This window comes from Kitasatospora sp. NPDC008050, from assembly GCF_042957465.1.
Taxonomy (GTDB): Bacteria; Actinomycetota; Actinomycetes; order Streptomycetales; family Streptomycetaceae; genus Kitasatospora.
In genome coordinates this window covers 492,193-506,658 of sequence record NZ_JBIBIJ010000001.1, presented here as the reverse complement: position 1 = coordinate 506,658, position 14,466 = coordinate 492,193, and the positions used below count along the sequence as shown (strand labels likewise).

12 protein-coding genes are annotated in these 14,466 nt (G+C 77.0%); 4 read left to right on the top strand and 8 right to left on the bottom strand.

Annotation, left to right across the window (positions count from 1 at the left end; all coding sequences use genetic code 11):
• Positions 1 to 12: 12 nt before the first annotated feature.
• The 7 genes from ACFZB9_RS02155 to ACFZB9_RS02125 form a co-directional block, all read right to left on the bottom strand.
• Positions 13 to 1,089 carry a hypothetical protein gene (locus ACFZB9_RS02155; RefSeq protein ID WP_391442969.1) on the bottom strand — a complete coding sequence of 359 codons (1,077 nt, stop codon included), beginning with the start codon at positions 1,087 to 1,089 and terminating at the stop codon, positions 13 to 15.
• A 156-nt stretch (positions 1,090 to 1,245) separates the two neighbouring features.
• Entirely contained in the window at positions 1,246 to 2,190 is a 945-nt protein-coding gene (locus ACFZB9_RS02150; RefSeq protein ID WP_391442968.1) for an N-acetylmuramoyl-L-alanine amidase, read from the bottom strand.
• A gap of 6 nt (positions 2,191 to 2,196) precedes the next feature.
• The gene (locus ACFZB9_RS02145) at positions 2,197 to 3,645 is read right to left on the bottom strand and encodes a hypothetical protein (protein WP_391442966.1); all 1,449 of its coding nucleotides are present in this window, start codon (positions 3,643 to 3,645) and stop codon (positions 2,197 to 2,199) included.
• A gap of 319 nt (positions 3,646 to 3,964) precedes the next feature.
• Positions 3,965 to 4,618, bottom strand: a complete 654-nt coding sequence (locus ACFZB9_RS02140; protein ID WP_391442964.1) for a class I SAM-dependent methyltransferase — start codon at positions 4,616 to 4,618, stop codon at positions 3,965 to 3,967.
• Positions 4,619 to 4,841: 223 nt separating this feature from the next.
• Complete coding sequence (locus ACFZB9_RS02135; RefSeq protein ID WP_391442962.1) at positions 4,842 to 4,997, bottom strand: hypothetical protein; 156 nt, start codon at positions 4,995 to 4,997, stop codon at positions 4,842 to 4,844.
• Between the two features lie 333 nt (positions 4,998 to 5,330).
• A complete protein-coding gene (locus ACFZB9_RS02130; protein ID WP_391442961.1) occupies positions 5,331 to 7,427 on the bottom strand; it encodes an alpha/beta fold hydrolase in 2,097 nt (698 codons plus the stop codon).
• Entirely contained in the window at positions 7,424 to 9,808 is a 2,385-nt protein-coding gene (locus tag ACFZB9_RS02125) for a lanthionine synthetase LanC family protein (RefSeq protein ID WP_391442960.1), read from the bottom strand. The genes ACFZB9_RS02130 and ACFZB9_RS02125 overlap by 4 nt, the downstream gene beginning before the upstream one ends.
• 377 nt (positions 9,809 to 10,185) lie before the next feature.
• Here ACFZB9_RS02125 and ACFZB9_RS02120 point away from each other — a divergent pair, with 377 nt between their 5' ends.
• From ACFZB9_RS02120 to ACFZB9_RS02110, 3 genes are all read left to right on the top strand, one after another.
• The gene (locus tag ACFZB9_RS02120; RefSeq protein WP_391442958.1) at positions 10,186 to 11,037 is read left to right on the top strand and encodes a Nif3-like dinuclear metal center hexameric protein; all 852 of its coding nucleotides are present in this window, start codon (positions 10,186 to 10,188) and stop codon (positions 11,035 to 11,037) included.
• A gap of 73 nt (positions 11,038 to 11,110) precedes the next feature.
• Positions 11,111 to 11,854 (top strand): zinc ribbon domain-containing protein, encoded by a 744-nt coding sequence (locus ACFZB9_RS02115; protein ID WP_391442957.1) that lies wholly within the window; start codon positions 11,111 to 11,113, stop codon positions 11,852 to 11,854.
• A gap of 4 nt (positions 11,855 to 11,858) precedes the next feature.
• Positions 11,859 to 13,019, top strand: a complete 1,161-nt coding sequence (locus ACFZB9_RS02110; protein ID WP_391442955.1) for a bifunctional RNase H/acid phosphatase — start codon at positions 11,859 to 11,861, stop codon at positions 13,017 to 13,019.
• A gap of 60 nt (positions 13,020 to 13,079) precedes the next feature.
• Here the strand turns inward: ACFZB9_RS02110 and yaaA are convergent, their stop codons facing one another.
• Complete coding sequence (gene yaaA / locus ACFZB9_RS02105; protein ID WP_391442953.1) at positions 13,080 to 13,871, bottom strand: peroxide stress protein YaaA; 792 nt, start codon at positions 13,869 to 13,871, stop codon at positions 13,080 to 13,082.
• Between the two features lie 100 nt (positions 13,872 to 13,971).
• On the opposite strand from yaaA, the gene ACFZB9_RS02100 reads away from it, so the two are divergent.
• Positions 13,972 to 14,448, top strand: a complete 477-nt coding sequence (locus tag ACFZB9_RS02100) for an SRPBCC family protein (RefSeq protein ID WP_391442952.1) — start codon at positions 13,972 to 13,974, stop codon at positions 14,446 to 14,448.
• Positions 14,449 to 14,466 lie beyond the last annotated feature (18 nt).

The following is a 14,466-nucleotide window of genomic DNA, read 5'->3' as shown; positions in this document are numbered from 1 at the left end:
CGTGTCGCGGGTTCAGCCGCGCTGGATGCCCGAGACGTCGGCCAGCACGCCCTGGGTGCCGTCCTGGAGCTGGGCGACGAGCGCGGTGCCGCGCTGATCCACCGCCAGGTACCAGGTGCCGGGCAGCAGTTCGCCGACCGGTGCACCGGCCGGGCCGTCCTTCTGGGTGAGCCGGCGCGGCTCCGGCACGGCGAACCAGAACGGCGCGAACTCGGCGGCGGGGGCCGGGGCCTGCTGGGCGGCCGGGGCGGGCTCGGCGGCGGCCGGAGCGGGCTGTGCGACCGCCGCGGCGGCGGGGGCCTGGGCGGCGGTCTGGGCGAAGGCGGCGTCCTGCGGCTGCCCCTGCGCGGCGGCACCGGGCACCGGCTGGGCGCCGAGGCCGGCGGCCGGCTGGCCGTAGCCGAACTCCTGGCCGGGCTGGCCGACGCTCGGCTGAACGACGCCCGGCTGACCGGTGGCGGGCTGGCCCAGGCCCTGCTGGCCCGCGTCCGGGGCCGGGAAGCCGTAGCCGCCCGGCTGCTGCGGCTGGCCGCCGAACTGCTGGCCGCCGAAGCTCTGGCCGGGCACCTGCTGGCCCGCGCCCGGGGCCGGGAACCCGTAGCCACCGGGCTGCTGGTAGCCCTGCCCGGCGCCCGGGTAGCCGCCCACCGGCTGCTGGTAGCCCTGCGGAACGGCGGGCTTGTCGGTCAGCAGCGGGGCCTGCAGCGCGGGCACCAGCGGTCCGGCAGCGGCGGCGCCGGCCAGCACGAGCACCGCGAGGACGCCGAGGTAGGCGCCCCAGGAGTGGTCCGAGCCGGCACCCAGCGACCACAGCGCCGTCCACAGCGCGACGACCGAGAACGAGACGCCCCACTGGTCCAGGCGCAGGCCCAGGATCTGCCGGTTCTTGGCGGCCTCGCCCTGGAAGCGCTGCAGCAGCACCAGCGCGGCGGCCGCGATGCCCAGCAGGTAGACCGAGGGCAGGATCGGGAACAGGTTGCTGGTCCAGACGCTGGTCGACAGGTCGCTCCCGCAGCCGCCCAGCCGCTGCAGCTCCGGCGAGCAGTCGACCGAGATGTAGGGGAGGAACGACGAAATGAGCAGGAGCACGGCCGCACCTGCGACGGCGGCATCTCCCCTGGTGAGAGCGCGCAGATTCACTGATCGGTCCCCTCGCTGGTGTGGCCTTACGGCGTGACGGGGAGTGATTCTAGTCAACCGTGCCCAGCCCCGCGGGACTGGGCTTGCGGGCGTGGCCCGGTCGGGTCAGCCCGAGGGCGCGAGGAACCGGGTGAAACCGTCGGCCAGGCCCTGGGCCGCACGCTGGCGCCACTGGGGATCCGTCATCTTCTCGGCGTCGCCGGCGTTGCGCATGTTGCCGCACTCGATGAAGACCTTGGGGACGGTCGACAGGTTGAGGCCGCCGAGGTCGCTGCGGGTGTCCAGGCCCTGGTCGGCGACGTAGTCGGCGTACGGCTCGCCGGTGGCGGCGTGGAAGCTGTCGCGGATCGCCAGGCCGAGCTGGTGGGAGGGGTCGACGATGGCGCTGTTGTCGGCCTTTCCGGCCACCACCTTGGCGGGCATGATCACGTGGAAGCCGCTGCCGGAGGCCGGGCCGCCGTCGCCGTGCACGGAGATCGCGGCATCCGCGTGCGCGTTGTTGCCGATCGCCGCGCGCTCGTCCACGCAGGGGCCGAAGGGGCGGTCGCCGTCCTGGGTGAGCAGCACGGTGGCGCCCAGGCCCTGCAGCAGGTCGCGCAGCCGGTGGACCACGTCGAGGGTGTACTGGGCCTCGGTGTAACCCGCGTCGGTCTCGGTGCCGGTGGTGTCGCACTCCTTGTGGCCGTTGCCCACGTCCACCTGGCGGTTGATCTCGGTGGTGTGGTTCACGTTGCCCGGGTTGTGGCCGGGGTCGAGCACGATGGTCCGGCCGGCCAGCGGCTTTCCGGTGCTGGAGGCGGGGGCGGAAGCGGAGATGGACGGGCTCGGGCCGGTGCCGGGGCTCGCGGAGGGCGTGGTCGCGGTGCCGGTGGGCACGCTGGTGGACGCACCCGCGGTACTGGACGCGCTGGGCGGCGGCGCACCGGCCGCGAGCGCCGCGCCGGCGCCGGCCCTGGCGGAGGTGCCGCAGCCGGCCAGCGCGAGCAGGGTGAGCAGGCCGAGCGGCGCGGCCAGCAGACGGGTCATGGTGGTGCGGGTGGTGCGCTTCACGGGGTGTCAGATCCTGTCCCAGGTGGGGGCGGTCAGGCCGTAGGTGCCGGCCAGCGCGCTCCATTTCGTCACAAAGTCCTTCTTGGCCTGCGTGGCCTGGGGGTTCAGCTGGTCGGCGCGCTGCTTGTCGGGGGTGTCCGGGGCGGTGTTGCCGCCGCCACAGCCCTGGGCGCCGACCGTCTTGGCCCAGGCCGCGTAGGCGCGGTCGATGTCGCCGGACTCCTGCCAGGCCGTCTTCAGGCTGGCGACCGCGTCCGCGCCGCCGGGGACGTCGGCCATGTTGAGCTTGGCCAGCGCGGCGACGAGCTGGTCGCGCTGCTGGGCACCGGTGTTCAGGGTCTGCGCCGCGCTGTCGATGTCGGACTTGGCCGGGCAGCTGCCGACCAGGGCCACCGCGCTGCTGATCGGGGCCCGGGCCGACTCGCCCTGGGTCAGCAGTGCGTCCAGTGCCTGCGCCTCGGCCTGCGCGTTCGGCGACACCGAGGAGCCGGCGCTGGCACTCGCGCTCGCACTCGCGGAGGAGCCGGCACTGGCCGCGCCTGACGGGGCGCCAGTGGCCGTGCCGCCCGGGGCCGGTGAGCCTGTCGGGGCGGTGGCGACGGGTGGGGCGGCCTTCGCGGTGGGGCCGGTGGAGCCGGAGTTCTGCAGCGCCAGCACGGTGCCGCCGCCGATCGCCAGCAGGAGCACCAGGCCGGCGCCGACCAGCAGCGGGCCGCGGCGGCGCGGGCGCCCGTCCGGGTCGGGTCCGGCGGGCTCCAACTCCTCGTAGCGGCCGGGCAGGTTGATGCCGCCCGGGGCCTGCGGGGGGTAGCCGGCCTGGGCGAAAGGCTGGCCGTAGGAAGGCTGGGGGTGGGGCTGGGCGAAGGGCGGGGGGGCCTGCGCCGGGGTGCGCGGGATCGCCGCGGTGGCGTCGAAGCCGAGGCCACCGGGTGGGCCCGGCGGCGCCGACGGCATCGGCGGGGGAGCGGTGGCGCGGCCGCCACCCTGGGCGGTGGCATGGTCGGGGAAGCCTCCCGCGGCGGCCGGCCGGGGGGTCTCCCACGGCGGCGTGGCGGCGCCCCCGGCCGGGGGCGGCGGCGATCCGGCCGGGGTGCCGGGCGGTGCCGTGGGCGGGGCGCTCGGGGCACCCGGGGTCAGGTAGGGCCGGGCGACCAGCGGCGGGCCCTGATCGCCGACCGCGCCCGGGGCGGGCGGCGGGGCCATCGGCGGGCCGAACCGGCCGGAGACCGGCGGGAGTGCCGTCGCACCGGGGCCCGGCGCGCCGGGACCGGTCGCACCGGGACCGGCCGCGCCGGGGCCCGTCGCCCCCTGGCCCGGGTACGGCCCGGCCGCGGGCACCGGGGCTGCCGGGCCGGTGGGCCGCGTGCCCGGCGCCGGGCGCCGCACCCAGCCGCCTTCGCCACCGCGCGCGGTCGGATCCCAGACCGCCGGTGTCATGTCGCCCTGGTCCGTCATGCTGTGGCCCCCGCCTTCAGGTCTCGCCCTGTGGCTGCTCGGTGCTCGGTCGTGGTCAGTGTGCCCGGTCCGCGCCCGGCGCCGGGCCGGTGTCCGGCCCCCGGTCCGTACCCGACCCATGACCGGGCGTCGGTCCGGTCCGGCCACGGCGCGGTCGCGACCCGGCGGTGCGCGGTGCGGTGACGCCCGGTGCGTGCGGCCCTGCCCGGGCCCGGGTGTCGGTCGTCACGGTACCGGCCGGTCACCCGCGGCGGGGCGCTGGTGCCCGAAAAACGGCGTGGCGGAGCGGGCCCGGCGACCGGGCCGTCAGCGCCCGCGGTCAGCCGGCCGTGCGGCGCAGTACCCGCAGCGAACCGGTGACCGAAACCTCCTCGAAGCCCTCGGCCAGCGCCCGCAGGTAGACCCGGTAGGGGGCCTGGCCGCCGTCGGCCGGGTCGGGGAAGACGTCGTGCACCACCAGCAGCCCGTCCGCGGCCAGCTGCGGGACCCAGCCCTGGTAGTCGCCGCTCGCGTGCTCGTCGGTGTGGCCGCCGTCGATGAAGACCAGCGCGAGCTTGCCGCCCCAGACGGCCGCGACCTGCGGCGAGCGCCCGACCAGCGCGATCACGTGCTGCTCCAGGCCGGCCGCGTGCAGGGTGCGGCGGAACCGGGGCAGCGTGTCCATCAGGCCGACCTCGGGGTCGACCAGCGTCGCGTCGTGGTACTCCCAGCCGGGCTGCTGCTCCTCGGAGCCGCGGTGGTGGTCCACGGTCAGCGCCACGGTGCCGGCGCGCCGGGCGGCGTCGGCCAGCAGGATCGCCGAGCGGCCGCAGTAGGTGCCGATCTCCAGCACCGGCAGCCCGGTGCGCTCGGCGGCCTCGACGGCGGCGGCGTAGAGCGCCAGGCCCTCGTCCACGGGCATGAAGCCGTCCGCCGCGGTGAAGGCCGCGAGTACCTCGGGTGCGGGGACGGACTGCTCCCGGGTCTCGGTCATGGCTGCTGCTCCCTGTTCGTGGCCCCGGGCCGATCGCACCTGGTCGGGTTTCCGGCCGTCGCGGGGTTCTGGATCCTGGTCCCCGGGACCCTACTCGATGGCGGCGCCGCGCCGGTTACCGCCCGGTAGGGGCCGGGTACGCCCGAGGGCCCGGCACGCGGGTGGCGTGTCGGGCCCTCGGGTGAGGCCGGGGCCTGGACCGGCCGGCGGGCCGGTCAGGAGGTCAGCGGGCGCCCATGTTCAGGCGGTGCTTGCCGTGTGCGTCGGCCTCGGGGTTGTCGTCGGCAGCGGTGCCGCCGCGGTGGCGCCCGTGGATCGAGTCCTCGGAGGTGGCCTCGTCGGCGCCGTGGTCGGTGGTGTCGGTGAGGGTTTCGGACATCAGCTCTGTCTTCTCCGTGCGTGGGTGCATGGTCTGTGGTGCCGCACGGCACCGCCGGCCGTGACCGGGCCGGGCACGGGGAACCGACACCTGGCGGGCCGCGGTGGGCCGCGACACGCCGAGGCGATCACCCCGTTGGTTAGCCACCCTAACGGCAGGGTGGGACAAGAGCCTATCGAGTTGCGCTGTGCCGCCCGAGGCGAGGCGCCGACCCGCCGGTGGGGCGGGCTGTGCCGGCCGGGGCCGATGGGGCACACGTCGGCGTGTCCGGCGAGCGATCACGGTTCGGACGGGACGTGTTCGAACCTTTTCGGTGGCTCACCCGGACAGGCCTCAGGCGGTCCGATCGCCGCGCAGGAAGCCGGCCAGCAGCTCGTGCAGGAGGGCCGAGCCCTCCTCGGCGAGCACCTCGTGGCCGGCGCCGGCCACCTCCAGGTAGCGGAAGTCGGCGCCCTCCACCCGGCCCAGGCGCAGCAGCGCGTGCCGCAGCGCGCGGGACTGGCCGACCGGGACGGCCTCGTCCCGGTCGCCGTGGACGATCAGCAGCGGGGCGGTCAGCCGGTCGGCCAGCGGCAGCACGTCACGCGGGCCGTAGGCGTCCTCGGCCGGCTCGTCGCCACCGAGCCGGCCGGTCAGCGCCCGCACCGGCGCGGTGGCCTCGGCCAGCAGCCGCGCGCCGGACAGGAACGGGGCCACCACCGCGCAGCGCGCCACCTGCTCGCGCGGCGCGTGGGCGCAGGCCAGCAGGGCCAGGAAAGCGCCGTAGCTGACCCCGAACAGGGCGGGCGGCGCCAGGCCCAGGGCAGCGCGGCGGGTGGCGACGCCCGCCAGCAGGGTGAGCACGTCGGCCAGGTCCGGCCCGCCCCAGGCGCCACGGATCGCCATCGCGTGCTCGGTGCCGTAGCCGGTGCTGCCGCGCTGGTTGGGCGCCAGCACCGCCAGGCCGGCCGCGGCCATCCGCTGCAGCGCGGGGTCGAACTCCAGCCGCCAGGCGTCGGCCGGCCCGCCGTGCAGGGCGAGCACCAGCTGCGGGCTGCTCAGCCAGCCCTCGCCGCCGTACACCACGGCCTCCAACGGTCCGGCGGGGCCCGCCAGTTCCAGCGTGCGCGCGCCGTGCCAGCCGCCGCCCCGGGCGGGGGCGGTGCTGCCGTCCAGCCGCCAGCCGGCCCGCGGCGCCGTCGGGGTACCGGTCGACCACGGCGAGGCGGTCGACCACGCCGAGGCGGTCGACCACGGCGAGGCGGACGACCACCGCTGCCCGCCGCCCGGCGCTCCGCAGAGCCCGGTGGCCGGCCCGGTCGCCAGGCCGCTGGCCACCGGTGTCAGCGGCGGCGCCGCGTGGTCGCGCAGCAGGTCGACGCGGAGCGTGGCGAGGGCGGCCGGGTGGTCGGGCGCGGAGTACGGCATCCGCAGCCCGGCCGGTGACCAGTGCCCGATGGCGCCGAGCCGCCCCGGCGGCACGGCCAGCGGCTCCAGCTGCCCGGCGGCCGGCCGCCACAGGGCCAGCGCCGAGCCGGCGCCGTGGTCGAGCTGGACGGCCACCCGGCTGTGCGCCGCCCGCGCCGCCCCGGGCTCCAGCGCCACCGGCCGCAGCAGCCGCCCGGGGGCGTGCAGGCAGTCGGGGAAGCGCACCGGGTCGGCGCTGCCCAGGACGCCCCAGCCGAGCCGGTCCTCGCCGGGGGCGTCGCTGCGCAGCAGCAGGAGGCCGGTGGCGGGGTCGCAGAGCAGCAGCCGGTCGTTGCTGCGCTCGGCGATCTCCAGCAGCGGGGTCACCGTGCCGAGCCGCAGATCGAGCGCGACGGTCTTGACCACCTTGGCGCGCACCCCGTCCAGCGCGAGCAGCCGGCCGCCGTGGTCCAGCCAGACACCGCCGCCGTGCAGCCCGGGGAGTTCGGCGACCCGGCACGGCGCGCGGCCGTCGGCGTACACCAGCCAGGCGGTGGTGGTCGCGAGCAGGCCGCCGCCGCTGCCGCGGGGGAGTGTGTCGGTGCCGAGTGCCACGGCCACCGGGGCGCCGTCCGCCGGGGCGCCGTCCGGCGGCGCGCCGTCCGGCGGCGCGCCGTCCGCGGGCATCGCGAGCAGGCGCAGGCCCGGCATCCGCAGGGTGGCCAGCGGCTGCTCCACCGCGGGCCCGCCGGGCTGCGCGGCGGCGGACAGCAGCACCAGGTCGTGGCGCTCGCCGTCGTGCCGGCAGACCAGCACCCGTCCGTCCGGCAGCGACACCAGCTGCGAGCGCACCTGCTCGGCGCGGCCGCCGGGCAGCGGCAGGGCGGTCGGCACGGCCGGCGCGTCGGCGGCCAGCCGCCAGCTCTCGGCGTACCAGCCGCCCGTGGCGCCGGCCGCCAGGCAGGCGGCGTGCGAGCCGTCGGCGGCGAAGGTGAAGCTCAGCCGGCGCAGGGCCGACGCCGTCGTGTGCAGGGTGGCGGTCACGGGGACACCTCTTCGAAGCTGCTGGTGGGCCGGTTCGGCTCGGCCGGCTCGGCGTCCGGGACCACCGCCGGGTCCAGCCAGAGCCGCGGGCCGCCGTGGCGCAGTCGCAGCAGGAAGGCGAGTTGGCCGGCCGTGCCGGTGCCGTAGCCGGCCGCGCAGCCCGTCCCGGTCCCGTCCGGCAGTACCAGCAGGCCGTCCTGCAGGGTCGCGCGGGCCGCGATCAGCTCGGCCAGCTCGCGCGCCCCGGCCGAGAACCGCGGCTCGCCGGTGGCCCGGGCCAGATCCAGCAGGTAATCGCCGTTGCCGGCCAGGCCGGGGCAGGCGCCGGTAGCGCTGTGCCGGCGGCCGTCGAGCACCGCGAGGCCGGCCGCCACCGTCAGCTCGCGCAGGGCCGGGTCGCCGGTCTGCTGCCAGAGCCGGACCAGGAAGCTGCCCACGCCCAAGGAGCCGCTGCACCCGTGCGCGAGGCGGACGCCGGGCGGCTCGCCGGCGCTCCGCTGCCACCGGGCGGCCGTGCCGCCCCGGCGCGCGGTGGCCGCCAGGGCGTGGGCGGCGCGCTCGGCGCCGGCCAGCGAAGCGCGGTCGCCGGTGGCCTGGTGCACGGCGAGCAGGAAGGCGCCGACGCTCGCCACACCGTGCGCGTGGCCGAGGTGGGTGCGGCCGGTCAGACTGGAGTCGACGTCCTCGGGCACCGTCCGGACGGTGCCGTAGGCCTCCTCCTCGGCCACCGCCAGCAGCCCCCGGGCGATGGTCAGCGCGGCCTCCGCTTCGCCCAGCCGCAGCCGCAGGAACCCGGCGCCGGCCGCGCCGTGGCAGATCGCGGGGTCGGGCCGGTGTGAGGGGCCGGGCCAGTGCGGGGGGACGGGCGCGGCCAGCCGGCGGGCCCGCTCGGCGAGCGCCGGGTCGCCGAGCGCTTCGGCGGCGTCCAGCAGCGCCCAGGCCGCGCCGGAGCGTCCGAAGTGCCGCCCCGGCAGTGCCAACGGCTCGGCGGCGCAGCGCCGTTCGATCCACTGCGCGGCCCGGCGGGCGGTCAGTTCGACGGCGGAGCGCGGTTCGGCGGGCAGCAGGCCGGGCTGCCGCAGGGCGCGGGCCAGCAGCGCGAGCACGCCGGCCGCGCCGTGCTGGACGGTGCACGGGTCGGTGTGCTGCCCGGCGGGGACGCTGGGCCAGAGCCGGTCGGAGCGCCGCCAAGTGGCGCTCGCGGCCAGTTGCCGCAGCCCGTCGAGCAGGACCCGGTCGAGGACGCGATCGACCTGCTCCGGTGGCGGCCCGGCCGGCGCGCCCGCCGGTGCCGCTGCCCGCACCCCGGCCAGCAGCTCCCGTAGCCGGTCCAAGGTCCAGCGCCCGCCGGGCTGTTCGGCCCGCAGGCCGAGCACCGCCGGGGCCAGCCGCCGTGCCGTGTCGCCCTCGCGGGCGGCCAGCGCGAGCCAGCGGCCGAGCCGTTCGGGCACCGGCCGGCCCGGGGCCTCGGGCAGCAGCGGGTCGTGCCCGGTGGCGAGCAGGAAGAGGAGGCCGCCGAGTGCGAACAGGTCGGCCGCCGGCGCCGCCGGCCGGCTGCCGCGGGCGGCCGGCGGCCAGCCGCCCGCCGCCGTCTGCTCCGGCGCCCGGTAGCCCGGGGTGCCCGCGGCGCCGGCCACGGTGCCCGCCGCGCAGGCGAGTTCGAGGTCGATCAGGTGCAGCCGCGGCCCCTGGGCCTGCGGGGTGACCAGCACGTTTTCGGGGGACAGGTCGCGCAGCACCAGCCCGTGGGCGTGCACCCGGGCCAGCAGGCCGACCAGCGCCAGCGCCATCGGCCCGGCCTGCTCCCACGGCACGCCCGGCGCGCCGCCCGGGGTCAGCCGGGCCGCCACCCAGCTGCCCAGTGGCTGGCCGGGGAGGTGCTCCCGGACGAGCAGCAGCGAGTCCGCCTGCTCGATCAGCCCCAGTGGCCGTGCGGTGAGCCCGAGCCCGGCCAGCTCGCCCAGCAGCCGGGCCTCGTGGCGCAGCGCGGTGCGGGCCTCGGTGCCGGCCCGGTCCACCTCGATGTGGGCCAGGGCCTGCTTGATCACCACCGGATCGCCGGTGCGGGTGTCGGTGCCCAGGAACACCCCGCCGTTGCTGCCGTGTCGCACCGCCGTCGTCAGCGCGTACCGGTCACCGATCAGCACGGCGCCCCCCTCCCGCCGCCGGCCGCACCGTGCACCCGTCGGCCGCACCGTGCACCAGAAGTCGTCGAAGGCGGCCCCCCAGCCGCCCGCGACACCCCCACCCGGCGTCCCGACGCCGGCCACGGCCGCCCGGGCCACCTGCACCAGCGTGTCGTCGGCGGGCGTCCCGGTCCGCCAGGTGCTCCCCACCGGCTCCGGCCCCCCGGCCGGGCGCAGCGCTATGCCCACCCCCATCCGCTTCCCACCCCAATCTCTCTGCGCCGACTCTGCGCCGACTCGCCGCCGGTGCTCCCGGTCTCCTGCTGGGCAGGCAACTCCCGTTCACCCCACAGAAGTTACTTTTGGGACCGGAGGCACTCATCCGCGGGCCGGGTCACTTCACTCGTTAGGGTGATCCGCAGGCGCGTTCCGCTGCGGACGCCCGTCCCGCTCTGCCAAGGCGGCGCCGGGCGCGGTGAGCCGGGCCGGGGTGCGGGTGCCGCCGCACCCCGGTTGACGCCCGGCCCGGGAGCCGGGCCACGAGCCCCGCACCCGCTCCCCGAGAGCTCCGCGCCCGTTCCCCGCCCGGCCCGCGGCCCCGGCGGCGCCCCGGCGCGCGGTAGTCTCAACGGGTGCCGAAACTGTCCGACGTCATCAACGCGCTCGACGAGCTCTACCCGCCCCAGTGGGCGGAGTCCTGGGATGCCGTCGGCCTGGTCTGCGGCGATCCGGACGACGAGGTGCGCCGGGTGCTGTTCGCCGTCGACCCCGTGCAGCCGGTGGTCGACGAGGCGGTGGCCTGGGGCGCCGACCTGCTGGTCACCCACCACCCCCTCTATCTGCGCGGCACCACCAGTGTGGCCGCGAGCAGCTTCAAGGGCCGGGTGGTGCACACCCTGATCCGGGCCGGCATCGCCCTGCAGGTGGCGCACACCAACGCCGACCACGCCGACCCGGGCGTCTCCGACGCGCTGGCCGAAGCCGTCGGCCTGCGGATCACCGGACCGCTGATCCCGGACCCGAGCGACCCGGCCGGCCGCCGGGGCACCGGACGGATCGGCGAGCTGCCCGAGCCGCTGGCCCTGGCCGACTTCGCCGCCCAGGTGGCGGCCGGTCTGCCCGCGACCGCCGCCGGTGTGCGGGTGGCCGGCGACCCGCGGCGCCCGATCCGCCGGGTCGCGGTCTGCGGCGGTTCCGGCGACAGCTTCTTCGCCGAGGTCCGGGCCGCGGGCGTGGACGCCTACCTGACCGCCGACCTGCGCCACCACCCGGCCTCCGAGGCCGCCGAGGCAGGCCCGGAGATCGCGCTGCTCGACGCGGCGCACTGGGCCACCGAGTGGCCCTGGCTGAGGCTGGCCGCCCGCGACCTCGGCGCGGCCGCCGCCAAGGCCGGCTGGGACCTCACGACCCGCGTCTCCACCCTGGTCACCGACCCGTGGACGGCGCACGCGCCGATGCCGTTCGAACCGCCGTCGGCCCGCTAGCTCCGCCCCCGGCGCCCCGCGCGCCCCCGATACCTTCCATCCGCTCGACCCCGTCATCACAGGAGCCCCCCGCTTGAACGCCGCGCCCGCCGACCAGATCCGCCTCCTCGACCTGCAGGCCATCGACTCCAAGCTCGACCAGCTGGCCCACCGGCGCCGCACCCTGCCCGAGCACGCGGAGATCGACAAGGCCAACGCCGACCACACCGCGCTCAAGGACCTCGTCATCGCCGCCCAGGCCCAGCAGGGCGACACCGCCCGCGAGCTGACCAAGGCCGAGCAGGACGTGGACCAGGTGCGCAGCCGCGCCACCCGCAACCAGCAGCGGATGGACTCCGGTTCCGTCACCTCCGCCAAGGACCTGGAGAACCTCCAGCACGAGATCGGCTCGCTGGCCAAGCGCCAGGCCGACCTGGAGGACGTGGTGCTGGAGGTGATGGAGCGCCTGGAGTCGGCCCAGACCCGGGTCACCGAGCTGACGGCCCGGCTGGAGCACGCCGAGGTCGTGCTGGGCGAGGCCGTCACCCGTCGCGATGCGGCCTTCGCCGAGATCGACGCCGAGGCCGCCAAGGTGAGCCGGGACCGCGAGACCGTGGCCCAGGTGGTCCCCGCCGACCTGATCAAGCTCTACACCCGGCTGCGCGAGCAGCAGGGCGGCGTCGGCGCGGCCCGGCTCTACCAGCGCCGCTGCGAGGGCTGCCGGGTCGAGTTCGCGGTCTCCGACCTGAACGCGATCAAGGCCGAGCCCAAGGACGCGGTCGTGCGCTGCGAGAACTGCGGCCGGATCCTGGTGCGCACCGCAGAGTCGGGCATCTGATCCGGTGACCGCCCGCAGGTTGACCGTCGAGGCCGACGGCGGTTCCCGGGGCAACCCGGGCCCGGCCGGCTACGGCGCGGTGGTCCGCGACGGTGACACCGGCCGGATCATCGCCGAGGCCGCCGAGTACATCGGCCGGGCCACCAACAACGTGGCCGAGTACCGGGGTCTGATCGCCGGCCTGCGGGCGGCACACGAGATCGACCCGGCCGCGAGCGTGGACGTCAAGATGGACTCCAAGCTCGTGGTCGAGCAGATGTCCGGGCGCTGGAAGATCAAGCACCCGGACATGCAGCCGCTGGCCGCCGAGGCGCGCACGGTCTTCCCGCACGGGCAGGTCGCCTACTCCTGGATCCCGCGCGAGCGGAACAAGGACGCGGACCGGCTGGCCAACGAGGCGATGGACGCGGGCCAGGCGGGCCGGCCGTGGCAGCCCAAGGGCGAGCCGCAGCCCCACCCCGTCGCCCCTGCCGCGGCCGTTGAGGAGCCGGCGCTGGAGGCTCCCGCGCCGCACTCGGGCTGGGCCATGGCCGGCGAGCAGGTGGTCGCCACCACGCTGGTGCTGCTGCGGCACGGTGAGACGGCACTGACCCCGCAGAAGCGGTTCTCCGGCAGCACCGGCAGCGACCCGGAACTCTCCGAGAAGGGCCGCTGGCAGGCCGAGCGGGCCGCCGAGGCGCTGGCCGCGCGCGGCACCGTGGAGGCCGTGGTCAGCTCGCCGATGCTGCGCGCCCGGCAGACCGCCGAGGCCGTCGCGGTGCGGCTGGGCCTGCCGGTGCGGATCGAGGAGGGGCTGCGCGAGCTGGACTTCGGCGCCTGGGAGGGGCTGACCTTCGCCGAGGTGCAGGAGCGCCACCCCGAGGACCTGAACGCCTGGCTCGCCTCCACCAAGGCCAGGCCGACCGGCAGCAGCGAGAGCTTCGCCGCGCTGACCCAGCGGGTGGGCGTGGCCCGGGACAAGATCCTGGCCCGGTACGCGGGCCGGACGGTGCTGGTGGTCTCGCACGTCAGCCCGATCAAGACGCTGGCCCGGCTCGCACTCGGCGCCCCGCCGGACGCGGTCTACCGGATGGAGCTGTCGGCCGCCTCGCTCTGCGCGGTGCAGTACTACAGCGACGGCAACGCCTCGCTGCGGCTGCTCAACGACACCGGCCACCTGCGCTGATCGTCGCTCAGCGCTGATCTTCACTCAGGGGCCTTGCGCGGCAAGGCCCCTGAGGCACGCTCAGTGGATCTCGGTGACCACCACGTCCAGCTGCCACGGCTTGCGCGCCGTGCCGGCCGCCGCGACCTCCACGGTGTAGCCGAGGTCGCGCAGCACCTCCAGCAGCGCGCCCGGGGTGGCCGGCTCCGCGCCCGAGTTCAGCAGGTCGCGCACCAGCCGCCCCTTGGTGGCCTTGTTGAAGTGGCTCACCACGCTGCGCTTGCCGTCCCGCTCCTGGAGCACCCGCACGGTGGCGGTGCGGGTGATGATCTCGCCGGCCGGCTTCCAGGAGGCCGCGTACGCCGAGCTGCGCAGGTCCAGCACCAGCCCGTCCGCCTCGCCCGGCAGGACCTCGGCCAGCTCGCCGCGCCAGAAGGCCCCGAGCGCGCCCAGCGGGGGCAGCTTCACCCCGCCCGAGCAGCGGTAGGCCGGGATCCGGTCGCCGAGCCGGACGGCGCCCCACAGGCCGGAGAAGATCAGCAGCGAGCGCTCGGCCCGCGCGTAGGCGGCCTCGTCCAGCTTGCCGAGGCCGAGCGCGTCGTAGAGCACGCCGGTGTACAGCTCGCCGGCCGGCAGCGTGCCCGCGGTGCGCAGGGCGGCGTTGCGGGCGATCTCGCCGCGCAGGCCCTTGCTGAGCCCGAGCACCTCGGCGGCGGTGTCCTCCTCGCCGCGGCACAGCTCGACCAGCGCGTCCAGGACCCGCCCGCGAGCCCCGGTCAGCGCGGGCAGCGAGAGCCCGGGCAGCGCGAGCGGCGGGCCGTCGGGCGCCTCGGCCTTGCCCTCGGACGGCGGCAGCAGGACCTGGAACGCCATGCGCGGCCTCCTCTTTCGTGCTCCAGCGGTTCGGACGGTGCCGTGCAAATCTACCGGGCCCGCCGGCGGGCTCCCTACCATGGAGGCGAGGGGGTACACGATGCCGAGATACATCGAGCAGGTCGAGATCCTCGCCTCGCCACAGGCGGTCTGGGCGGTGCTGTCCGAGGTCCAGAGCTGGCGCAAGTGGACGCCGACGGTGGAGCTGATCCGGATCCTGCCCCGCCCCGGCGGGTCGGCCGCGGCGGGTTCGCCGTTCGGGGTCGGGTCCGAGGCCTGGGTCAAGCAGCCCCGGCTGCCGGGTGCCCGGTGGCAGGTGACCGTCTTCGAGCCGGCGAGCTCGTTCACCTGGCAGAGCAAGGCGCCCGGGGTGCGCACGGTGGCGGCGCACCTGCTGTACCCGTACCCGCGGGGAGCCGCCGAGCCGCAGGGCACCGAGGTGACGCTGGAGCTGCGGCAGAACGGTCCGCTCGGCTGGCTCGCCGGGCTGCTGCTGGGCCGCCTGACCCGGCGCTACCTCGCCCTGGAGGCGGCCGGCCTGAAGGCGTACTGCGAGGCGCTGGCCGGCTCGCGCTGACGGATCCGATGAATACCT